15 protein-coding genes are annotated in these 22,063 nt (G+C 73.7%); 7 read left to right on the forward strand and 8 right to left on the reverse strand.

Features of this window, described 5'->3' with window-relative positions:
- Positions 1-6: 6 nt before the first annotated feature.
- Entirely contained in the window at positions 7-3,285 is a 3,279-nt protein-coding gene (gene lysX, locus IE177_RS12095) for a bifunctional lysylphosphatidylglycerol synthetase/lysine--tRNA ligase LysX (RefSeq protein ID WP_190015270.1), read from the reverse strand.
- Positions 3,286-3,374: 89 nt separating this feature from the next.
- On the opposite strand from lysX, the gene IE177_RS12100 reads away from it, so the two are divergent.
- From IE177_RS12100 to IE177_RS12120, 5 genes are all read left to right on the forward strand, one after another.
- On the forward strand, positions 3,375-3,845 hold the full coding sequence (locus tag IE177_RS12100) for a universal stress protein (RefSeq protein ID WP_190015271.1): 471 nt from the start codon (positions 3,375-3,377) through the stop codon (positions 3,843-3,845).
- Between the two features lie 171 nt (positions 3,846-4,016).
- Complete coding sequence (locus IE177_RS12105) at positions 4,017-5,441, forward strand: amino acid permease (protein ID WP_190015272.1); 1,425 nt, start codon at positions 4,017-4,019, stop codon at positions 5,439-5,441.
- Positions 5,442-5,600: 159 nt separating this feature from the next.
- Positions 5,601-6,170, forward strand: coding sequence for a sigma-70 family RNA polymerase sigma factor (locus IE177_RS12110; protein WP_190015273.1), 570 nt, complete (start codon positions 5,601-5,603; stop codon positions 6,168-6,170).
- 126 nt (positions 6,171-6,296) lie between these two features.
- Positions 6,297-6,812: a hypothetical protein gene (locus IE177_RS12115; RefSeq protein WP_190015274.1), complete on the forward strand. Its 516-nt coding sequence runs from the start codon at positions 6,297-6,299 to the stop codon at positions 6,810-6,812.
- 215 nt (positions 6,813-7,027) lie between these two features.
- Positions 7,028-7,681: a zf-HC2 domain-containing protein gene (locus tag IE177_RS12120; protein WP_190015275.1), complete on the forward strand. Its 654-nt coding sequence runs from the start codon at positions 7,028-7,030 to the stop codon at positions 7,679-7,681.
- A 3-nt stretch (positions 7,682-7,684) separates the two neighbouring features.
- Here IE177_RS12120 and IE177_RS12125 read toward each other — a convergent pair whose 3' ends face one another.
- The 3 genes from IE177_RS12125 to IE177_RS12135 form a co-directional block, all read right to left on the reverse strand.
- On the reverse strand, positions 7,685-8,548 hold the full coding sequence (locus IE177_RS12125) for an Fpg/Nei family DNA glycosylase (protein WP_190015276.1): 864 nt from the start codon (positions 8,546-8,548) through the stop codon (positions 7,685-7,687).
- 78 nt (positions 8,549-8,626) lie between these two features.
- Complete coding sequence (locus IE177_RS12130) at positions 8,627-10,693, reverse strand: SpoIIE family protein phosphatase (RefSeq protein WP_190015277.1); 2,067 nt, start codon at positions 10,691-10,693, stop codon at positions 8,627-8,629.
- Between the two features lie 78 nt (positions 10,694-10,771).
- Positions 10,772-11,788 (reverse strand): DUF6777 domain-containing protein, encoded by a 1,017-nt coding sequence (locus IE177_RS12135; RefSeq protein WP_190015278.1) that lies wholly within the window; start codon positions 11,786-11,788, stop codon positions 10,772-10,774.
- Between the two features lie 128 nt (positions 11,789-11,916).
- Between IE177_RS12135 and IE177_RS12140 the strand changes: the two genes are divergently transcribed.
- Entirely contained in the window at positions 11,917-13,338 is a 1,422-nt protein-coding gene (locus IE177_RS12140) for a lipase maturation factor family protein (RefSeq protein WP_190015279.1), read from the forward strand.
- A gap of 58 nt (positions 13,339-13,396) precedes the next feature.
- On the opposite strand, the gene IE177_RS12145 is transcribed toward IE177_RS12140, so the two are convergent.
- Positions 13,397-16,426 (reverse strand): alpha-mannosidase, encoded by a 3,030-nt coding sequence (locus IE177_RS12145; protein WP_190015280.1) that lies wholly within the window; start codon positions 16,424-16,426, stop codon positions 13,397-13,399.
- Between the two features lie 232 nt (positions 16,427-16,658).
- Between IE177_RS12145 and IE177_RS12150 the strand changes: the two genes are divergently transcribed.
- Positions 16,659-18,008, forward strand: coding sequence for an amidase (locus tag IE177_RS12150; RefSeq protein WP_190015281.1), 1,350 nt, complete (start codon positions 16,659-16,661; stop codon positions 18,006-18,008).
- Positions 18,009-18,131: 123 nt separating this feature from the next.
- Here IE177_RS12150 and IE177_RS12155 read toward each other — a convergent pair whose 3' ends face one another.
- The 3 genes from IE177_RS12155 to IE177_RS12165 form a co-directional block, all read right to left on the reverse strand.
- Positions 18,132-18,305, reverse strand: a complete 174-nt coding sequence (locus IE177_RS12155) for a hypothetical protein (protein ID WP_190015282.1) — start codon at positions 18,303-18,305, stop codon at positions 18,132-18,134.
- Between the two features lie 387 nt (positions 18,306-18,692).
- Positions 18,693-20,186, reverse strand: a complete 1,494-nt coding sequence (locus IE177_RS12160; RefSeq protein ID WP_190015283.1) for an SDR family NAD(P)-dependent oxidoreductase — start codon at positions 20,184-20,186, stop codon at positions 18,693-18,695.
- A gap of 480 nt (positions 20,187-20,666) precedes the next feature.
- Positions 20,667-21,998 carry a wax ester/triacylglycerol synthase family O-acyltransferase gene (locus IE177_RS12165; protein ID WP_190015284.1) on the reverse strand — a complete coding sequence of 444 codons (1,332 nt, stop codon included), beginning with the start codon at positions 21,996-21,998 and terminating at the stop codon, positions 20,667-20,669.
- Between the last annotated feature and the right edge of the window lie 65 nt (positions 21,999-22,063).

The raw sequence follows: 22,063 nt of genomic DNA on the forward strand, positions 1-22,063 counted from the left end.
GGGGTTTCAGCGGCGGCGCACGAGGGGGAAGGGAAGCGTCTCACGGATGGTCAGGCCGGTGAGGAACATGACGACCCGGTCGACGCCGATGCCGAGTCCGCCGGTCGGGGGCATCGCGTACTCGAGGGCCTCGAGGAAGTCCTCGTCCAGTTCCATGGCCTCGGGGTCCCCGCCGGCGGCGAGCAGCGACTGCTCGGTGAGGCGGCGGCGCTGTTCGACGGGGTCGGTCAGTTCCGAGTAGGCGGTGCCGAGTTCCGTGCCGAAGGCGACGAGGTCCCAGCGTTCGGCGAGCCGGGGGTCGGTGCGGTGCTGCCGGGTGAGCGGGGAGACGCCGGTCGGGAAGTCCTTGTAGAAGGTGGGTGCGCCGGTCCGGGCCTCGACCAGCCGCTCGTACATCTCCAGCACCACGTCGCCGGGCCCGTCGTCGGCGGTGTACGGCACCCCCGTGCGGTCACACATCCGGTGCAGCCGCAGCAGTTCGGTGCCGGGGCCGATCTCCTCCCCCAGCACCTCGGAGAGGGCGCCGTGCACGGTCTTCACCGGCCACGGCCCGGAGATGTCGTGCTCCTCGCCGTCCCTGCGGGCCACCGGCGCGCCGAAGGCGGCGGTCGCGGCGCCCTGGATCAGCTCGCGGGCCAGGCCGAGCATGACGTCGTAGTCGGCGTGCGCCTGGTAGGCCTCCAGCATGGTGAACTCGGGGTTGTGCTTGTGGGAGACGCCTTCGTTGCGGAAGGTGCGGCCCAGCTCGAAGACCTTCTCCAGGCCGCCGACGCACAGCCGCTTCAGGTACAGCTCGGGGGCGATGCGCAGGTACAGGTCGAGGTCGTAGGCGTTGATGTGGGTGGTGAAGGGGCGGGCGTTGGCGCCGCCGTGGATCTGCTGGAGCATCGGGGTCTCGACCTCGAGGTAGCCGCGCTCCAGCAGGCCCTGGCGCAGCGCCTGCACGGCGGCGGAGCGGGCCCGGACGACGGCGCGGGCGCCGGGGCTGGTGGCGAGGTCCAGGTAACGGCGGCGGACCTTGGCCTCGGGGTCGGTGAGGCCGCGCCGCTTGTCGGGCAGGGGGTGCAGGCACTTGCCGGTGAGCTGCCAGTCGGTGACGAAGACGGTGGGTTCGCCCCGGTCGCTCGGCCGGGCGCGGCCGGTGGCGGTGACGTGGTCGCCGATGTCGGTGTCGGCGGTGAAGCGGTCGAGGGCGGGGCCGGAGCCGTCGCGGGTCAGGGCGATCTGGTGGTCGCCGGACCAGTCGCGCAGCACGGCGAAGACGATGCCGCCCAAGTCGCGGACCAGCATGACGCGTCCGGCCACCGTGACGTCCGCGCCGGGCGGGACGTCGGCGAGGGCGTGGGTGGGCGCGGGGACGCCGGCCGGGTAGGGGTCGGTGCCGGCGGCGCGCAGGCGGTCGAGCGTACGGCGGCGGACGCGGACCTGCTCCGGCAGGCCCGCGTCCGGGGCGACGGGTCCGGCCTGGTCCCCTCCGTCGAGGCCGAGCGCCGTCGGTGACGGCGGCCCTCCGGTGCCGGCGGGCCGCCGCCCGGTCCTCGGGTGCCCTTTTCCCCAGAGTTTGCGCAGGGAAGGTACGGAGACGAAGCCTTCGGCGATGCCGGAAGCGAGGCCGATGCGTGCGAGGGAGGCGGCCTCGCCGTAGCAGATGAAGCGCGGGTACCACTCGGGGCGGTACTTGGCGTTGGAGCGGTACAGCGCCTCCAGTTGCCACCAGCGGGAGAAGAAGAGCAGCAGCCGGCGCCAGGCCCTGAGCACGGGGCCGGCCCCGATCCGGGCGCCCTCCTCGAAGACGGACCGGAAGACGGCGAAGTTCAGCGAGATCCTGTGCACCCCAAGTTTCGGCGCGGCGGCGCACAGTTCGGCGACCATGAACTCCATGACGCCGTTGGGGGCGGCGCGGTCACGGCGCATCAGGTCCAGAGAGACGCCGTCGCGGCCCCAGGGCACGAAGGAGAGCAGGGCGAGGAGCCGGCCGTCGTCGCCGAGGGCCTCCACGAGCAGGCAGTCGCCGTCGGCGGGGTCGCCGAGCCGGTCCAGGGCCATGGAGAAGCCGCGTTCGGTCTCGGTGTCGCGCCAGGCGTCGGCCTTCTCGACGATCTCCTCCATCTCGCGTTCGGTGAGGCCGGCGTGGCGGCGGACGCGGGAGACGGCGCCGGTGCGGCGGACCCGGTGCACGGCCTGCCGGGTGACGCGCATGTCGCGTCCGTTCAGGTCGAAGCCGGGCACGTGCACGATCGCCTCGTCGCCGAGCTGCAGGGCGCCGAGCCCGGCGCGGGCGTAGGCGCGGGCGCCGTCCTCGGACGCGCCCATCACGGCGGGCGCCCAGGCGTGGCGGCGGGCCACGTCCAGCCAGGCCTCGATGGCGTGCGGCCAGGCCTCGGGGTCGCCGACGGGGTCGCCGCCGGCGAGGCACACCCCGGCCTCGACGCGGTAGGTGACGGCCGCCTTGCCGCTGGGTGAGAAGACGACGGCCTTGTCGCGGCGGGTGGCGAAGTAGCCGAGGGAGTCGCGTTCGCCGTAGGCCGCGAGGAGGGCGCGGATGCGGGCCTCCTCGTCGTCGTGCAGGGCGGCCTCCAGGCGCTGGGAACGGAACAGCGTGGCGGCGGCGTTGAGGAGCGCGAGCGCGCCGAGCAGGCCGAGCACGAAGGTGACCTCGCGCGGCGGGCGGCCGTCGAAGGAGCCCGCCGAGACGAGGCCGCCGCACACCCGGTCGGCGGCCCAGGCCAGGTGCTGTCCCCGCGGCAGGGTGCCCGGGAACAGCGTGACCAGGCCCCAGCCCAGCAGGATGGCCACGGTGAGACCGGCCAGCAGCACGGCGAGCGCCCGCCACACGGCGCCGCGGCGGGAGGCGGCGTAGAACTCCTTCCGGGCGGCCACCAGCAGGAGCAGCAGCAGGGCGCACAGCACGAGCGACGGCAGCGACTGGCCGTACAGGCCCAGGGCCACGCCCATCGCGTCGCTGAGGACGAGCAGGCCGAGGTAGACGACCACCAGCCACCAGGCGGCCTTCTTGCGGGCGGCGGTGGCCGCGGCCAGCAGGAAGAGGAAGACGGCGTAGGCGAGGTTGGCGCTGATGGGGATCAGGAGCTGGTCGAGGGTGCGGGCGACCGGGCGGAGCAGGCGGCGCAGGGGGGCGACGACCGCGAGCAGGGCGCACAGCAGGCCCAGCGCGGCGAAGAGGACCGCCAAGCCCTCCGGCACCCGGCCGAGGCGGCCGCCGGCGGGCGGGCGTGTGCGCGCCGTGGCGTCCCCCCGGGCGGCGGGCCCCGCGGTGGCAGTCATGGTTCCGACTCTAGGAAGGGGCCGGGCGGCTCGCCCGTCGAGCGGGCCCGGCCCTCGGCTGGAAGCGGCGGTTCCGATAGCCTCGGCCTGTGACGGAGCAGCACGAACAGCACGCGCACCGGTTCGAGCGGGGAACGGACGGGCCCAAGGTCATCCTGGCGGGGGTGGACGGCTCCGACTCCTCGATGCGTGCCGCGGCGTACGCGGGCGGTCTGGCCCGGCGGCAGGGTGCGCTGCTGGCGGTGGTGTACGTGCAGCCGGTACTCGCGACCGGGGCGGCGCTCGGGGCGCCGGTGGTGGAGACGACCGACGAGGTCGCCGAGGACCTGGTCGCGCAGATCCGGGAGGCGGCCGAGCGGGTCAAGGGGATATTCGACGTGCGCTGGGAGTTCCACACCTTCCGCGGCGACCCGTACAACGGCCTGGTAAAGGCGGCCGACGAGCTGAAGGCGGACGCGGTGGTGGTGGGCGCCTCCGAGCAGGCCGGGCACCGGATCATCGGCTCGGTGGCGGTCCGGCTGGTGAAGGCCGGACGCTGGCCGGTGACGGTCGTTCCTTAGGGCGCGACGCGCTGGAGGCGGGCACGCGCGCGGTGCCGCCGGTTGCCGCCCCGTCCCGTATCCCGTGCGTGGAGTCCGGTGCGGCCCGTGCGTGGCGTCTTCCGTCGGGGACGGCCCTGGGACATCATGATCCGCCGTCAGCCGTTTGCCGTCGGCGAAGAGGTGAGGCGTATGGCCAAGCTCCGTCCGGGTGAGGGGATTCTCCGCCGCAAACCCATCGAGCACATCGAGGAGACCGAGGTCGGCGAGGGCACCCGCCTGGACCGCTCCCTGGGGCTGTGGCAGCTGACCGCGATCGGCGTGGGCGGCATCATCGGCGCGGGCATCTTCACGCTGGCCGGCACGGTGGCCCACGAGACGGCCGGGCCGGCGGTGCTGGTGTCGTTCCTGATCGCCGGTGTCGCGAGCGCCTGCGCCGCCCTGTCGTACGCCGAGTTCGCGGGGATGATCCCGAAGGCGGGTTCGGCGTACACCTACGGCTACGCGGTGCTCGGCGAGTTCGCGGGCTGGTTCATCGGCTGGGACCTGCTGCTGGAGTACACGGCCATCGTGGCGGTGGTCGCCATCGGCATCTCGGGCTACTTCGGCTTCCTGATCGGGGAGATGGGCGCCGATCTGCCCGCCTGGATGCTGGGCGCGCCCGGTACCGGCCACGGGCACCGGGTGGACCTGTTCGCGGCCGTGCTGTGCCTGCTGATCGCCTGGCTGCTCACCCAGGGCATCCGCAGCGCGGCCCGGTTCGAGACGTTCGTGGTCGCCCTGAAGGTGCTGGTGGTGCTGCTGGTGATCGGGGTGGGCGTGTTCCACATCACCACGGCGAACTACCACCCGTTCTTCCCGTTCGGCATCAGCGGGGCGTTCACCGGTGCGGCGACGGTGTTCTTCGCCGTGTTCGGCTACGACGCCATGTCGACCGCCGCGGAGGAGTCGAAGGACGCCCAGCGGCACATGCCGAGGGCGATCATCTACTCGCTGGCGATCTCCATGGTGCTGTACGTCGCGGCCTGCCTGGTGCTGACCGGCATGCAGAACTACAAGGACATCGACCCGGAGAGCGGCTTCTCCACGGCCTTCAAGTCGGTGGGGCTGAGCGGGCTCGCCGACGTGATCGCGGTGGGCGCGATCATCGGCATCCTGACCGTGATGTTCACGTTCATGCTGGGCGTGACCCGGGTGTGGTTCGCGATGTCCAGGGACGGGCTGCTGCCCCGGTGGTTCGCCAAGACGCACCCGACGCGGCACGTGCCGACCCGGGTGACGTGGATCGTCGGGGTGGCGTCGGCGCTCATCGCCGGGTTCGTCCCGATCGGCGAGGCCGCCGAGCTGACGAACATCGGCATCCTGCTGGCGTTCGTGGTGGTGTGCACGGCGGTGATCGTGCTGCGCTACCGGCAGCCGGACCTGCCGCGCTCGTTCCGCACGCCGTGGATGCCGTTCCTGCCGGCGCTCGGGGTCCTCTTCTCCGTCTGGCTGATCACTTTCCTGCAGTGGCAGACCTGGGTGCGGTTCGCGGTGTGGTTCCTGATCGGCTGCGTGATCTACTTCGGTTACTCCTACCGGCGCTCGGTGCTCGCCACCCGGCAGCCCGCCGACTGACCGCTCCCGCCCGCCGAACCGTCCACCCGGCCGTCCACCCGGCCGTCCGCCGACCGTCCGCCGACCGTCCGCCGACCGTTCGCCGACGCGATCGACCGTCCGTCGCACGGCCGTGTGCGCGCCTTGTCCGGGGCCGTGCCCCTGCGCTGCCATACGGCCATGACGGCCGGAATCTCACTGATCCACGGGACGACGACACGCGCCGGCGGGACGACGACCGCCGAACACGAGCTGGCCGCGCTCCAGCGGGAGCACGGCGGGTCCCTGTTCGCCCTGCTGCTCAGGCTCTGCGACGGGGACCGCCAGCGCGCCGAGGACCTGGTGCAGGAGACCCTGGTGCGTGCCTGGCAGCATCCCGAGGCCCTGCACGCCGCCGGCTTCGACTCGGTACGGCCCTGGCTGCTGACCGTGGCCCGGCGGCTCGCGATCGACGCGCGGCGGGCCCGGCAGGCCCGGCCGCCGGAGGTCGGCGACGCGGTCCCCGAGGACGCGCGGGTCACCGCCGACCACGCCGAGCGGGCCGCCGCGGCGCTGGACGTGCGGGAGGCTGTGAAGACACTCACGCCGGAGCACCGTGACGTCCTCGTACTCGTGTACTTCCGCGGGGCCAGTGTGGCGGAAGCGGCGCGGACCCTCGGCATCCCACCCGGTACCGTGAAGTCCCGCGCGTTCTACGCGCTGCGCGCCCTGCGCCAGGTCCTTCCGGGTTATGCGGCCGACCTGCGGTGAAACCGGAGGCCGGGTCAAACCTCGGCAAAGCGCCTTGCTGTGGACCCCGTTCGGGCAATGGGCTGTCCTCATCCGCGTTCCGGGGGTTCGGGCGACGCGTACGCACCGGAGGAAGGGCAGGAAGGGATGCTGCACAGAGGTCACGAGAGCACGGACGGCACCGACGGCGGTGAACTGGCCGTCCCCATGGCCTGGTTGTACGCCGAGTACATCGCCGACGAGCTGCTGCGCACCGGCGATCTGATGCCGCCGACGTCCTTCGAGTTCCGGGCCGGCCGGGACGCGCTGGCGCTGACCGTCTTCCTCTCCGACACCGACGGAGAGCTCTCCGGGATCCGGGTGATCTCGCAGCTGGAGCACTGGCTGTCGCTGACCGCCTACGACCAGCCGTGGCGGGACTGGGTGCACGAACGCCTGGCCGAGATGACCGCCGAGGACGCGCGGTCGGCCACCGCCTCGCCCGACCTGGCGCTCGCGGCGGACGCCTGGCGCTGGCTGGAGGAGACCGAGCTGCTCGCGCCGGATCTGGACGCGGTGCCGGGCGGGGGTGCGGTGTTCGGCGAGGACGACGGGCCGAAGGTGTGGACACCGGCCTGGCGGCTCGGGCTGCCCCTCGGGCACCTCGCGATCCACCTCTTCTGAGCCGCCCCCGCACGGATGCCGGGTTCTTCACCGCTGTGACCTGCCGGATCACCGGGCGCGCGGAGTTTTCTGGGAAACGGACCAATCCGCGGGCCCGGCCGCTCCGAATCCCCTCTCCGGGATTCTGTGCGTGACTTGAGTGATTCGGCCGTCGGCTGCGTACGGATGGGAGCAAGGAGTAACCCTTCCCCCACCCTTCGGCACGAGGATTCGGCATGAGGTCCCTGGAAAGGCATCGCGACGTCGGCGCGTACGCGCTCGGCGTGCTGGACGAGGCGGAGGCCTTCCGCTTCGAGGACCACCTCATGGAGTGCCCCCGGTGCACGGCCAGCGTGACCGAGTTCGGGCCCACGACCCGGCAGCTGCTGCTGTACCGCCGGGCCACGCCGCGCCCGGTGCACCCCATGGCCCAGCCGGGTCCCCGGCTGCTGGACCGGCTGCTCGGCGAGATCGCGCACCGTCGGCGCGCCCGGCGCCGCAGGCTGCTGTACGGCCTGGCCGCCTCGGTGGTGCTGGCCGTGGCCGGACCCGCCATCACGGCGTTCGCCGGCCATGCGAAGCCTGCCGGGCACGTCACCGCGGCGACCGATCCGCGCACCGGGGTGTGGGCGCGGGTCACCGCCGAGGACGAGGACTGGGGCAGTGGCCTCCGGCTGGAGGTGAAGGACGGCTCGGGTCCGCGGGACTGCCGGCTCGTCGCGGTCGGCCGGGACGGCACGGAACAGGTCGTCGCGGGCTGGACGGCCTCCGGCGGGGGCACCGGGCCCACCACGACGCTCGGCGCCGCCGAGATGCACCCCGGCCAGATCGCCCGGTACGAGGTCCGCACGGCGGACGGACAGCCCCTGGTGACCCTCCAGGCGCCGTAGCACTCACTTGAGCAGCCGGGACAGCCGGCGGTCCGCCAGGGGCTTCCCACCCGTCTGGCAGGTGGGGCAGTACTGGAGCGAGGAGTCGCTGAAGGAGACCTCGCGGACGGTGTCCCCGCACACCGGGCAGGGCTCGCCGGTGCGACCGTGGACGCGCAGGCCGCTCTTCTTCTCGGCCTTCAGGCGCCCGGCGGCCACCCCGCGGGAGCGCTCGACCGCCTCGGTGAGGGTGCCGCGCAGCGCCCGGTAGAGGTGGCGGGTCTCGTCCGGGGTCAGGGACGAGGCGAGCCTGAACGGGGACATCTTCGCTGCGTGCAGGATCTCGTCGCTGTAGGCGTTGCCGACGCCCGCGATCAGGGACTGGTCGCGCAGCGCGCCCTTGAGCTGCCGTCTCTCGTCCCTGAGCAGGGCGGCGAAACGGTCCTCGTCGAAGTCGTCGGCCAGCGGGTCCGGGCCGAGCCGGGCGATGCCCGGGACCTCCGCGGGGTCGCGGACGACGTACACCGCGAGCCGCTTCTGCGTGCCGGCCTCGGTGAGGTCGAAGCCCTCGCCGGTCTCCAGTGCCACGCGCAGCGCGAGCGGGCCCCGGCCCGGCTTGGGCGGGCCGTCCGGCAGCCGGTCCCGCCACTGCAGCCAGCCCGCGCGGGCCAGGTGGGTCACCAGGTGCTGCCCGCTGTCCGACACCAGGTCGAGGAACTTGCCGTGCCGGCGCACGGCCGTCACCTCGCCGCCCTCGAAGGCGGTGACGGGAGGGTCGTACGTCTTCAGGACGCTGACGGCGACCGGCAGCACCCGCACCACCCGGCGGCCCACCAGGTGCTCGGTGAGGAAGTCCGTCAGCGCTTGTACCTCGGGCAGTTCCGGCATACGTCCAGGGTGCCACCCGGCACCGGCATCGGCGGCCGCCCACCAGCCAGCCGCGTCACCAACCTGTCCGGACAGAACCTAGGGCACCACGAACTCGCACCACACCGCCTTGCCGCCGCCGCGTGCCTCGACGCCCCAGACGTCGGCGAGGCGGTCGACCAGGAGCAGCCCGCGGCCGGAGACGCCGTTCTCCCCCGCCTCCCGGCGGCGCGGCAGGGCACTGGAGGAGTCCTCGACCTCGATACGGAGCCTGCGGTCGCTGCCCTCCAGGGCCCGCAGGGTGACGATCGCCGCGCCCTCGGTGTGCATGAGCGCGTTGGTGGTCAGCTCGTCGGCGACCAGCTCGATCTCGTCGGCGCGGTCGCGGGCGCCCCAGGCGCGCACGGCGGCGCGGATCATGTGCCGGGCCTGGCTGAGGGCCTCCGGGTCGCCGGGCGCCACGTGCTGCTGGAGCCGGCCGCCGGCCCGGGAGGTCTCCGGGACCCGGCGGCGCAGCAGGAGCAGGGCCACGTCGTCGTCGCCGCCGCGTTCCTCTGCCATCCGGATCAGCCGGTCGGCGAGCGCGCGCACGTCGTCCGGGCCCTTGGTGATGAGGTCGGTGAGGCCGCGCATGCTGTCGTCGAGGTCGGTGCCGGGCTGCTCGACGAGTCCGTCGGTGCACAGCAGCAGCGTGTCGCCCGGGTCGAGTTCGAGGGTGGTGACGGGGTACTCCAGGCGGCCGAACTCGGCGGACAGGCCGAGCGGCAGTCCGCCTTCGACGGGCACCCGGCAGCAGGTGCCGTCGGTGTGCCGGACCAGCGGGTCGATGTGCCCGGCGCGGACCGCCTGGACGACCCCGGTGGCCAGGTCGGCCTCCGCGTAGAGGCAGGTGGCGAACCGGTCGGTGTCGAGTTCGTGGAGGAAGAGCGAGGCCCGGGCCATCACGGTGGCCGGGGTGTGTCCCTCGGCGGCGTAGGCGCGCAGCACGATCCGCAGCTGGCCCATCACGGCCGCCGCGTGCGTGTCGTGCCCCTGGACGTCGCCGATGACGGCGCCGACCCGGCCGCCGGGCAGCGGGATCAGGTCGTACCAGTCGCCGCCGATGTCCCGGCCGAGGGCGGCGGAACGGTAGCGGACGGCGACGTCGGCACCGCGGACGCTGGGGATGGTGCGGGGCAGCATGGCCTGCTGGAGGCCCTGGGCCAGGTCCTTCTCCTGTTCGTAGAGCATGGCCCGCATGAGGCTCTGCGCGATGCTGCCGCCGAGCGCGACCAGCACGGCGCGCTCCTCGGTGGAGAAGCCCCGCCGGTCGCTGTAGAGCAGGCCCATGGCGCCGATCGGCCGGGCCTGCGCGATGAGCGGCAGATAGGCGGCCGAGGTGACGTGCAGGTCCGTCAGGTGCGGCCACAGGATCGGGTAGCCCTCGGCGAACTCCTCCGGGGACTCGATGAACCGCGGGACGAGGGTGCGCACCACCTCGCTCATCGGGTACGGCTCGTCCGTCCGGGTGATGCGGGTCCCGGGGACGGAGGCGCCGGCCGGGCCCTCGGCGACGAGCCGGATGCGGCCGGCCTCCACCAGGCCCATGACCAGGCTGGCGGCGCCGAGGTGGCGGATGCCGTGCGAGTCCTTGAGGACGTCGATGACGTCCTGGACGCCCTGGGCGTGGGCGAGGGCGGCGGAGATGACCTGGACGACGTTGGTCTGCTGGCGGAAGGCCTCGTCCTGTGCGGCCCGGAGGCTGCGGGCCTCGCTGTCGGCGAGTTCCTCCGTCGCGTCGCGGACGATGCCGACGACCCGCCGCGGGCGGCCGGTGGCATCGCGCCGGATGTAGCCCTGGGTGTGGGTCCAGCGCGGGGTGCCGTCCCGGCACCGGATGCGGAAGTAGGCGCCGTAGTTGTCGCTGCCGTCCTTGATGGCCTGGGCGACCACCGCGTCGAGCCGGGCCGCCTCCGGGGGCGGCACCCGGACGGCCAGTGACTCGGGGCGGCCGTCGTACTCCTCGGGAAGCAGGTCGAAGACCTCGTGGGCCTGGGCGTCCATGTGGAAGAGACCGGTGTCCAGATCCCAGTCGAAGGCGCCCATGCGGTTCAGCGCGAGAATCGGGTCCGGATGGGCGGGCCAGTCCTCCGGGAGTGGCAGGGCGCTCGCTCCCCGATCAGCCATGGGCCCACCTTGCCAGGATTTCCGCGATTCTTCGACCGCATCGGGCCGCCCGGGACGGACGCCGCCGCGGGTCTCCGTTCAGGCCCCGGGGGTGCCGGACGGGTCGCCCGGAGGGCTTGTGGTCCCGCCCTCCGCGCGGGGGGTGCCGGACGGGATGCCCGGAGGGCTTGTGGTCCCGCCCTCCGCGCGGGGGGTTCCGGGCGGGTCCGCGGCGAACGGCGGGGCGGTGGGCGGCGAGCCGGTGGGCGTGGCCCCTGCCTGCTCCGGGCCGACGGCCGGAGGCCGGGGCCGGGCCGTGGTCCGCGCGGGGGCGGGTACGACGCGGTCGCGGCGGACGTCGTCACCGGTCCGGCGCTCGATCCAGGCGCCCGTCCGCACGTCCACGATGGTGAGGCCGGTGACGGCGCGGGGCGCCGGGGTCACCACGACCACCTGGTCCGGGCGGTAGCCGGGCCACGCGGTGCCGCGGACGCCGACTCCCCGGTCGGACGACGGCGGCCCGAGCGGGTTGCCGCAGGCGCACCGCACGCGGGGCACGCCCCGGTCGTCGACGAGGACGGCGGTGCCTGCCTGCAGGACGGCCTGGTACGCGGCCACCTGGCGGTCGTGGTAGGCGTGGCTGGTGACGCGGGTGTCCGTGCGCAGCACGACCGGGGTGAGGGCGCGCAGGTGCCGGGGCAGCCGGGTGCGGGGGACGCCGGCCGTGGCGGCGAAGGCGCCGGCCCTGACCGGGTCCGCCGCCAGGTGCGCGACCTGCCGCCCGACGTCGCAGTCGGCGACGTGCGCGGTGCCCTGGTAGAGCCCGGGTGTCGCGCCGGACAGGGCGCGTGCCCCGGCCGGTGAGGGGACGGCCCGCCCGGCCGGCGGCGGCTGCCGCGGGGCCGCCGCGGTGGGCGAGGGCGGGGACGCGGGGGGCAGGGTTCCGCCGACGGCCGTGGAGGCGGTGAAGAAGTCGGGGCCCGGCGCCGTGGCCGGCAGGAGGAAGACCTCCTCCCCCATCCGGGTCCTCGTGACACCGGGTCCGCCGCAGCCGGCCATGAGGAGCGCCGCCATGAGCGCACAGGCCGTGCCGCTGGTTCGGGTGGCTATCCGCACCGCATACTCCGCATCACTGTGGGTGATTCACCGCTATTGTCTGCATCGCACGTGTCCGCCTGGCAACTCGGGCGCTGGGCCGACACGGCCCGGGACACGAGGAGCCGCGGAGAAGGGCGCGCACCGCCTTGGACTGGTTCACCGCACCCGACTACTGGCTGAGCCGGCTGGTCCTGCAGCGGGCTCTGGCCGCCGTGTACCTGGTCGCCTTCCTGACGGCGGCCCTGCAGTTCCGGGCGCTGCTCGGGGAGCGCGGCATGCTGCCGATCCCCCGCCTCACGGCCCGGGTGCCGTTCAGGCGGGCCCCGAGCCTGTTCCACCTCCACTACTCGGACCGCTTCTTCGCGGTGTGCGCCTGGGCGGGCTGCGCGGTCGCGGCGGCACTGCTGGCCGGCGTGGACTCGCTGCTGCCGCTGTGGGGCGGCGTCCTGCTGTGGCTGGTGCCGTGGGCGCTGTACCTGTCGGTCGTCAACGTGGGGCAGACCTGGTACTCGTTCGGCTGGGAGTCGCTGCTGCTGGAGACCGGCTTCCTCGCGGCGTTCCTGGGCAACGGCGACGTCGCCCCGCCCGTCGTCGTGCTGTTCCTGCTGCGCTGGGTGCTGTTCCGGGTGGAGTTCGGCGCCGGGCTCATCAAACTGCGGGGCGACGCCTGCTGGCGGAAGCTGACCTGCCTGTACTACCACCACGAGACCCAGCCGATGCCGGGCCCGCTCAGCTGGTTCTTCCACCACCTGCCGAAGCCCCTGCACCGGGTCGAGGTGGCCGCCAACCACGTCACCCAACTGGTCGTGCCCGTCCTGCTCTTCGCACCGCAGCCGATCGCCTCGGCCGCCGCCGCGCTGATGATCGTCACCCAGCTGTGGCTGGTGCTGTCGGGAAACTTCTCGTGGCTGAACTGGATCACGATCGTGCTGGCCCTGTCCGCGCTCCGGCTGCCGGGCTCCGCTCCCCCGGTGCCGCCGGCCCCGTGGTGGTACACGGCCCTGGTGCTCGCGGTCGCCGCGCTGCTGCTGTTCCTGAGCTACCACCCGGTGCGGAACATGATCTCCCGCCGCCAGGTCATGAACCGCTCGTTCGACCCGCTGCACCTGGTGAACACCTACGGCGCCTTCGGCAGCGTCAGCCGGGTCCGCTACGAGGTGGTCGTCGAGGGCACGCTCGACGACGCACCGCGCGAGGACGCCGGCTGGCGGGAGTACGAGTTCAAGGGCAAACCCGGTGATCCGCGGCACTGGCCGCGCCAGTTCGCGCCGTACCACCTGCGCCTGGACTGGCTGATGTGGTTCGCCGCGCTGTCCCCGGCCTACGCCGGCGACTGGTTCGGCCGTTTCGTGGAACGCCTGCTGGAGAACGACCGCGACACGCTCCGCCTCCTGCGCCGCTCCCCCTTCCCCCCGGACACCCCGCCCCGCTACGTCCGGGCGCGTCTGTTCCGCTACCGCTTCACCACCTGGCGGGAACTGCGGGAGACGGGCGCCTGCTGGGAGCGGACCTACGTGCGTGAGTACCTGCCGCCGACGCGGCTGGCGGGCGCGGGCAGCAGGCGGTAGGAGGCCGTGGCCGCGGATCGCGGTGGCCGCGCCCGCGTCCGGGCGGGCGCGGCGGTGCTCAGGCCCTGCGCAGCCGCAGCGTCATCAGCTGGAACGGGCGCAGCCGTACGGTGATCCGGGCGCCGTCGCACACCGGTGGTTCCCCGTCGCCGCCCGGCCGTTCCAGCAGGTCCGTGACGGTGACGCCGGCGACCTCGAACCCGGCCGTGAGCGTCGGCCGGGCCCGGCCTCCCCGGGCCTCGTGGAAGCGGACCACCACGTCACCGCTGCCGTCGTCGGCGAGCTTCACCGCCGTGACCACGACCGCCTCGTCGTCCACGGTGACCAGCGGGCTCACCTCCCGGGCACCGGTCGTGCGCCGTTCCGGCAGGTTGACGCGCCAGCCCTCGCGGACGGCGTCGGTGACCGAGGCGCCCGGGACCAGGGCGTGCCGGAAGCGGTGCACGCCCTGGTCGGTCTCGGGGTCGGGGAAACGCGGGGCGCGCAGCAGGGAGACCCGGACGGTGGTGACCGTGCCGGTGGTACCGCGGTCGCCGTCGCGGCGCACGGTGCGGGTGACGTCGTGGCCGTACGTCGAGTCGTTGACGACCGCCACGCCCCAGCCGGGCTCCTCCAGGTGGACGAATCGGTGGTTGCATGCCTCGAACTTGGCCGCCTCCCATGAGGTGTTGGTGTGCGTGGGCCGGAAGACGTGCCCGAACTGGGTCTCGGCGGCGTACCGTTCGGCGTGCAGGTCGAGCGGGAACGCCAGCTTGAGGAACTTCTCCGTCTCGTGCCAGTCCACCTCGGTGTCGATGACCAGCCGCCGTTCCCCCGGCGGCAGCGACAGCACCTGGGTGACCCGGGAGGCGCCGAAGGAGCGGACGATCCGCACCGACGCCCCGTCCTCGCCCACCGTCACCGACTCGGCGTCCGTGAGGTCGGTGACGGTGTCGCGGTAGAAGGAGTCGACGTCCCAGGCGTCCCACATGTTCGGGAAGTCCGGGTGGAGCTGGAGAAGGTTCGCGCTCCCGCCCGGGGCGATCGCCTCGCGGTCGGCGGTGATGTCGTACGCGGAGACGACCAGGCCCCGGGCGTCGACGGTGATCCGCAGCAGGCCGTTGTCCAGGACGTGACCGCCCTCCGGCCCGGCCGTGAGGGTCGTCCGGCCGGACACGGCGGGTGTTCCCGCTCCGCCCGCCGGGACTCCGTGGCGCGTGTGCGGGGCCGCGTTGAAGACCAGCGGGACGGCGCCCCGGCCGGCGAGAGCGCGCTGGGCGCCCTCGACGATCGCGGTCAGCTCCCCGGCGAGGCGCTCGTACGTCGCCCGGGCCTCACGGTGCACCCACGCGATGGACGAGCCGGGCAGGATGTCGTGGAACTGGTGCAGCAGCACCGTCTTCCAGATCCGGTCCAGCTCCGCGTACGGGTACGGGTGCCCGGCGCGCACGGCGGCGGTGGCCGCCCACAGTTCCGCCTCGTGGAGCAGGTGTTCGGCGCGCCGGTTGCCCTGCTTGGTCCGGGCCTGGCTGGTGAGAGTGGCGCGGTGCAGTTCGAGGTACAGCTCGCCGGCCCAGACGGGCGGGTCCGGGTACTCGGCCTCGGCCTTGCGGAAGAACGCCCGGGGCGTCTCCCAGACGACGGTCGCGGAGCCCTCGAGGTCGCGTAGCCGGGCCGCCTTGGCGACCATCTCGCGGGTGGTGCCGCCGCCCCCGTCGCCCCAGCCGGTGGGCGCGAGCGAGTGCCGGGCCCGGCCCTTCTCCCTGAAGTTGCGTGCCGCGTGGGCGATCTGGTGGCCCGTCATGGAGCAGTTGTAGGTGTCGACGGGCGGGAAGTGGGTGAGGATCCGGGTGCCGTCGATGCCCTCCCAGTGGAAGGTGTGGTGCGGGAACGTGTTCGTCTGCGACCAGGAGATCTTCTGCGTCAGCAGCCACTTGGAGCCGGCCGCCCTGACGATCTGCGGCAGCCCCGCGGCGAAGCCGAAGGTGTCGGGCAGCCACGCCTCCTCGTTCTCGATGCCGAACTCGTCGAGGAAGAACCGCTTGCCGTGCACGAACTGCCGGGCCATCGCCTCCGATCCGGGCATGTTGGTGTCCGACTCCACCCACATCCCGCCGGCCGGCACGAACCGCCCCTCCGCCACGGCCTTCCGCACCCGCGCCCAGACCTCGGGCCGGTGCTCCTTGACCCACGCCCACTGCTGGGCCTGGGACATGACGAAGACGAAGTCCGGCTCGTCCTCGATGAGCGCGGTCATGCTGGACGCGGTGCGGGCCACCTTGCGCACGGTCTCCCGCAGGGGCCACAGCCACGCCGAGTCGATGTGCGCGTGCCCGACGGCGCTGATCCGGTGCGCGGACGGCACGGCCGGCGCGGCGAGCACCTCCGTCAGCTGTGCACGCGCCCGTGCCGCCGTGCCGCCCACGTCCTGGAGGTCGACGAGGTCCAGGGCCCGGCCGACGGCGCGCAGGATGTCCCAGCGCCGCGCGGAGTCCACCGGCAGCTCGGCCATCAGCTCGCCGAGCACCTCCAGGTCCAGCACCAGCTGCCACACGCCCTCGTCGAAGACGGCGAGGTCCATGCGGGCGAGGGTGTACTGCGGGTCCCGGCCGGCGGTGTCCTTGTCGCCGAGCCGGGTCGGCCGGAAGGGGTGGTGCCCGAGGACGACGGGATTGGAGGCGGCCTCGATGTGCAGGCGCACCTCCTCGCCGCCCGCGACCGGCGCGCCGACGCGGACCCACTGGTTGCGCGGATTGAGGCCTTTCACCGGGGTGCCGTCGGGCCGGTAGACCAGGCCCTCGCACTGGAAGCCGGGCATGCTCTCGTCGAAGCCCAGGTCGAGCAGGGCCTCCACGGTCCTGCCGGCCCACGCCCGGGGCACGGTTCCGGTCACCCGGAACCAGCTGGTCCCCCAGGGAGCACCCCACCGGGATCCCACCTCGATCGGCTCGGGCTCGGCGGCGAGTCCCTCCGCGACCGGCACGGGTTCGCCCGGCGCGTGCCACACGGCGACCCGCAGCGGCACGGACTCGGGGTACACGGCGGGACGGACGCGTTCGTCGAGGACGCGCCGGAGACGGGCTTCCACCAGAGTGCGGTCGTCATGCATGCGGGATGCTCCCTGCGGGGTTCCGGGTGGCCAGGGGTGGGTGACGGTCACGGGGTACGAGCCGTTGTACAGCTCCCCCTCGGGGCGCGCTCCGAACCGTGCGGCCGGCTCTCGCCCGTACACGCCCCGGCTGCGTCCCGCCCTCTCGACGTGACGCCCGCGACGGGGCACAGTTCTCTCTGCGACGTGATTCCTACCGGCTGGTAGCCGACGAGTGACCGAGGGAGTGCCCGTGGGGAACTGGGCCGGGCGGAGCGCCGCCGAGATCGCCGACGCCGTACGCGCGAAGCGCGTGGCACCACGGGAGGTGGTGGCCGAGCACCTCGCGCGGATCGAGCGGTACGACGGACGGATCGGGGCGTTCCGCAAGGTGCGCGGACAGGCGGCGCTGGCCGAGGCCGACGAGGTGGCCACCCGTGCCGATCTGGCCGAACTGCCCCTCGCCGGCGTGCCGGTGGCCGTGAAGGACAACCTGGCGGTGCGCGGCGAGTCCACGCGCAACGGCTCCGCGGCCACTACGGACGCCCCGGCCGCCGAGGACCACGTCACGGTGGCCCGGCTGCGCGCGGCCGGCGCGGTGGTCGTCGGTCTGACGAACGTGCCCGAGCTGTGTGTCTTCGGCACCACGGACGGCGTGTACGGCACCGCCCGCAATCCGTGGGACCCCTCGCGCACGGCGGGCGGCTCCTCGGGCGGCAGCGCGGCGGCGGTGGCCGCCGGGCTCGTCCCCATGGCCCTCGGCAACGACGGCATGGGCTCGCTGCGCATACCGGCCGCCAACTGCGGGCTGGTCACGCTGAAGCCGGGGCCCGGAGTGGTCCCGGCGGGGGTCGACGGCGGCTACTGGTTCGGCATGGCGGAGCACGGCCCGCTGGTCACGACGGTGGAGGACCTGCGGCTGACGCTCGCCGTCCTCGCGGGCACCGGCTTCGGCCCGGCGGCGCGGCCCTCCCCCCGCCGGATCGCCGTCGCGCTGCGCAGCCCGCTCACGGGGGTGAGCGTGAGCAGGCCGTACACGACCGCGGTGCGCCAGGCGGCCGGGCTGCTGGCGGGGGCCGGGCACCGCGTGCGGCGGGCCGAGCCGCCGTACCCGCTCTCGCTGGGCGTGACCGCGCTGCGGCACTGGACGGCGGGGACGTCGGTGGACACCGAGGGTCTGGACCGGGCGCTGCTGACCCGGCGCACCCGGGTGCACGCGGCGCTGGGCCGGCGCTTCGTCCGCTCGGTGCGCACCGGTGACGGCCGCGAGCGGCTCCGCGCCCGGCTGACGCCCTTCTTCACCGAGCACGAGGTGCTGCTCACCCCGGCCCTGGCCCGGCGCTCCCCGCAGGCCGGCCCGTGGCACGAGCGGGGCTGGCTGCGCAACATCCTCGCCAACACCGCCTGTTCGCCGTTCACGCCGCCGTGGAACCTGACCGGCTGGCCGGCGATGTCCGTGCCGTTCGGCACCCTGCCCTCGGGCGCCCCCTGCGCCGTGCAGCTGGTGGGCCGCCCCGGCACGGAGGCCGTCCTGCTGGACCTGGCGGCGGAGCTGGAGCGGCTGCACCCGTGGCAGCGGACGGCACCGGATCCCGCTTCCTGATCCGGTGCCGGAAAGGCCGGATCCGCGGCCGTCGGCGGCCGCGGATCCTTTGGCCGGCTCGGGCGGGAGTCTGCCGCTCCACGCCCGTGCCGTCGGCGATCGCGACGGGGTCCTGCCCCGGCGTCAGTCGACGCTGGGCAGGATGTGGGGTTCGGCGAGGTCGTCCTCGTAGCCCGCGAGTCGGATCGGGGCGGACCGGGCCCACACGTCCAGGATGCCGAGCTCTCCGGGCCGGCGGCCCGCGCGCTCCGCGCGTTCCTTGGGGCGCTCGTCGCGATTCGTCTTCTCCGGTGTCACCGCGCACTCCTTATGTGTCGGTCACCCTCGGGGCGTATCGGACGGTCTGCCCTCCGGCACTCGTCGCGCCCGCTCGGGTCTGGTTGGAAAGCCGGTTCGGACGCGGTGGCGCCGGTTCCTCGTGTCAGAGCAGGCCGTTGTCGACCGGCTCGCCCCGGGACGGACCGTGGGTGTGGGTGGGACCCAGTACTGCTGTCCGTCCGCTCCAGATTAACCAGATGAGCGGGCATCCGCTCGATAGGGAGTGCAAACACCGTGTAAGTAATGCGTTTCGTCCGGCCCCTCAATACCCCTTTTAATGCTGGTATTTACGACAAAGCGTGTCACTCGCAGGGCAGGGTGAATCACCCGCTCGGCCTACGTTTACGAACGGGCTTTCGAGGTGATTCACCACTTGCCGGGCGCGTAGTCCTTCAGGAAGACGCCGTACAGGTCCTCGCCCTCCTCGCCGCGCACGATCGGGTCGTAGACGCGGGCGGCGCCGTCGACCAGGTCGAGGGGGGCGTGGAAGCCGGCCTCGGCGAGGCGCAGCTTGTCGAAGTGGGGCCGCTCGTCGGTGATCCAGCCGGTGTCGACCGAGGTCATGAGGATGCCGTCGGTCCGGAACATCTCCTCGCCGCTGGTCCGCGTCACCATGTTCATCGCGGCCTTGGCGGCATTGGTGTTCGGGTGGCCCGCACCCTTGTAGCCACGGCCGAAGACGCCCTCCATGGCGGAGACGTTCACGACGTACGCCCGCCCGCTCGCCGCCTTCCTGGCGGCGTCGGCCATGACCGGGCGGAGCTTGCTGATCAGGATGAACGGCGCCGTGTAGTTGCACAGCTGGGTCTCGAGCAGCTCCACCGGGGAGATCTGCTCGATCGTCTGCACCCAGGTGTTGGTGTCGACGACGTCGGGGACCAGGCCGCCCGCGTCGATGGCGGTGCCGTCGAGGTGCCGGGCGACGCTGGCGTTGCCGGCGACCAGGGCGAGGTCGGCGACCTTCTGCGCGTCCAGGCCGCTGGTGCCGACGGGCAGCGCGGCCAGGCCGTCCACGGCGCCGGAGTTGAAGGCGCCGATGACGTGGTGGGCGGGCAGTTCACCGGCGGGCAGCGGGGCGTTCTCGCCGCCGACCAGGGCCGCGTAGGCGGAGGGCAGGCGGCGCACGGTCTGCGTGGCGTTGTTGATCAGGATGTCGAGCGGGCCGGCCTCGGCGACCCGGTCGGCCAGCTCGACGGCCTGGGCCGGGTCGCGCAGGTCGATGCCGACGACCTCCAGGCGGTGCATCCAGTCCGCCGAGTCCTCCATCGCCTTGAAGCGGCGGATGGCGTCCTTGGGGAACCGGGTCGTGATCGTCGTGTGCGCGCCGTCCCGCAGCAGGCGCAGCGCGATGTACATGCCGATCTTGGCGCGGCCGCCGGTGAGCAGGGCGCGCTTGCCGGTGAGGTCGGCGCGGACGTCGCGCTTGGCGCGGTTCACGCGCGCGCACTCCGGACACAGCTGGTGGTAGAAGTAGTCGACCTCGACGTACCGGCCCTTGCAGGTGTAGCAGGATCGCGGGCGCTGGAGTATGCCCGCGATCCGGCCCTCCTCGACCTTGGAGGTGGGCAGGATGCCCTCGGTCTCGTCGTCGATGCGCTCGGCGGAACCGGTGGCGGTGGCCTCCGTGACGGAGCGGTCGTGCGCGGTCTTGGCGGCCCGGCGCTCCTGGCGGCGGCGCTGCTTGACCGTCCGGTAGATGTGCGAGGTGGCCCGGCGCACCTTGATCGCGTCGGGGTGGTCGACCTCGATCCGGTCGAGCTCCTCCAGCACGCTCAGGCAGACGGCGAGCCGCTCCGGGTCGATCCCGGGCCCGTAGACCACGTCCTGCGCGGCCATCGGGCCGTCTTCCGTCACCGTCATCGCGCTGCCGCTTCCCTCATCCCGCGCAGCGCTCCGACTCGCGCCCGCTTTCGAACGGGGAATTTTACGGAGCGCCGGGCCGGGGAGCCAAACCGCGATCGCCGTGGCCCTGCGCACACCCGGGACGGCCGGGCGCTCGGGCCGCGCGGCCGTAGGCATCGGAGACCTCGGCGGAGGGCCACAGACGCCTCTGGAGTCACAGATGCCTCGTGAGTCACAGACGCTCGTGAGTCGCCGATGCTGCCTCGCGAGTCGCCGATGCCTCATGAGTCGCCGATGCTGCCTCGCGAGTCGCAGATGCCTCATGAGTCGCAGATGCCTCACGAATCACAGACCGTATGACAGGCGGGCGCTGGGTCGTGCCCGCGACGTCGCGTCGTTCGCCCGCAGAGCGGGCGTCGCGGCGCAGGCGCGACTTCGCGGACACGGCCCGGGCCGCCCGGCCGACGGCCGTCGAGGTCCCCGGGTCCCCGGGGGACCTCACACGTCGCAGACGGCGAGCAGCGTCGAGACCTCGTCCGACACCGCCCGCGCGAACACGTCCAGGTCCGGTACGGCCTGCGCGTCGGCGACCAGCCCGTAGTGGACCCGGCCGCGATACGTCGAGATCGCGACCGCCAGCGACTGCCCGGGCGCGAGCGGGGCCAGCGGGTACACCTCCCTCAGCTCCTGACCGCCGAGCCGCAGCCCGAACCCCGGCAGCGGCACGCTGGTGACCAGGATGTCGAACCACAGCCGGGCGGCCTGGCCGACGAGCGGTCCGGCGAGCCGGTGGCCGAGGGCCGGCACGTGGTCGGCGAGCAGCGCCACGGCGCCGGCGCCCCGGTCCGGCCCGGCGTCCTTGTTGCGGGCCATGGCGGTGCGCACGGCGGTGAGGCGGCCGAGCGGGTCGGGGTCGCCCACCGGAAGCGGTATCAGGTACCCGGAGAGCCGGTTGCCCTGTGGGTGGGCGGTGCGCGGGCGGCGCCGCGAGACGGGGACGAGGGCCCGGGGGGCCACACCCGCACTGCCGTCGCCGCGCTCGTCCAGCCAGCGGCGCAGGGCACCGGCGACGACGGCGATGAGGACGTCGTTCACGGTGCCGCCGACGCTCTTGCGCACCCGGTGCACGTCGTCGATGTCGAGGACGACGCCGGCGGTCCTGCGGGTGCCGCTGGCCGCGGAGGTCAGCGCGGAGGAGGGGCGCATGCCGAGCGTGGAGCGGGCGAGCGAGGCGCCGATGTCCAGGGCCCGGCCCACGTCGGACAGCGCGCCCCTGACCAGCCCCGGGACGAGGCCCGGCAGCCTGCGCAGGTCCGGCAGCAGGCCGCGGGGCGGCTCGATGGCGCGGGGCGGGCGCTCGGGCAGGTCCATCGGGTCCAGGACGCCGGCGGCGAGCTTGAGCGCGCGCAGACCGTCGGCGAGGGCGTGGTGGAACTTGAACAGCACCGCGAAGGACACCCCGTCCTCGCCGGGCAGCACGTGCGCCTCCCACGGCGGCCGGTCACGCTCCAGCGGGCGTTCCATCAGCCGCCCGGCGGCCGCGTGGAAGTCGGCGGTCGGCGCGTGCAGCCGCACGTGGTTGAGCGGGTCGAAGCCGGGGTCGGTCTCGCGGGCCGCGCCGCCGAAGGCGAGCGGCTGCCAGACGTCGCGGATGCGCAGGCGCAGCCCCGGGACGGCGGCGGCGCGGGCGGCGAGCAGGTCCGCCGCGTGTGCGCCGGCCGTGGGCGAGTGCGCCCCGAAGACGCCGAGCGCGCCTAGGTGCATCGGGTGCCGGTCGGACTCCATGTTCCAGAAGGCCAGGTCCAGGGGGGCGAGCAGGTCGGAAGTCAAGGGCTTGCCTCGCGCGTCGACGGAGGGGGGATCTTCAGTCAATCTCCGCCAGCCGATTACGGTCA

It is taken from the genome of Streptomyces lucensis JCM 4490 (genome assembly GCF_014650035.1).
GTDB lineage: Bacteria > Actinomycetota > Actinomycetes > Streptomycetales > Streptomycetaceae > Streptomyces > Streptomyces lucensis.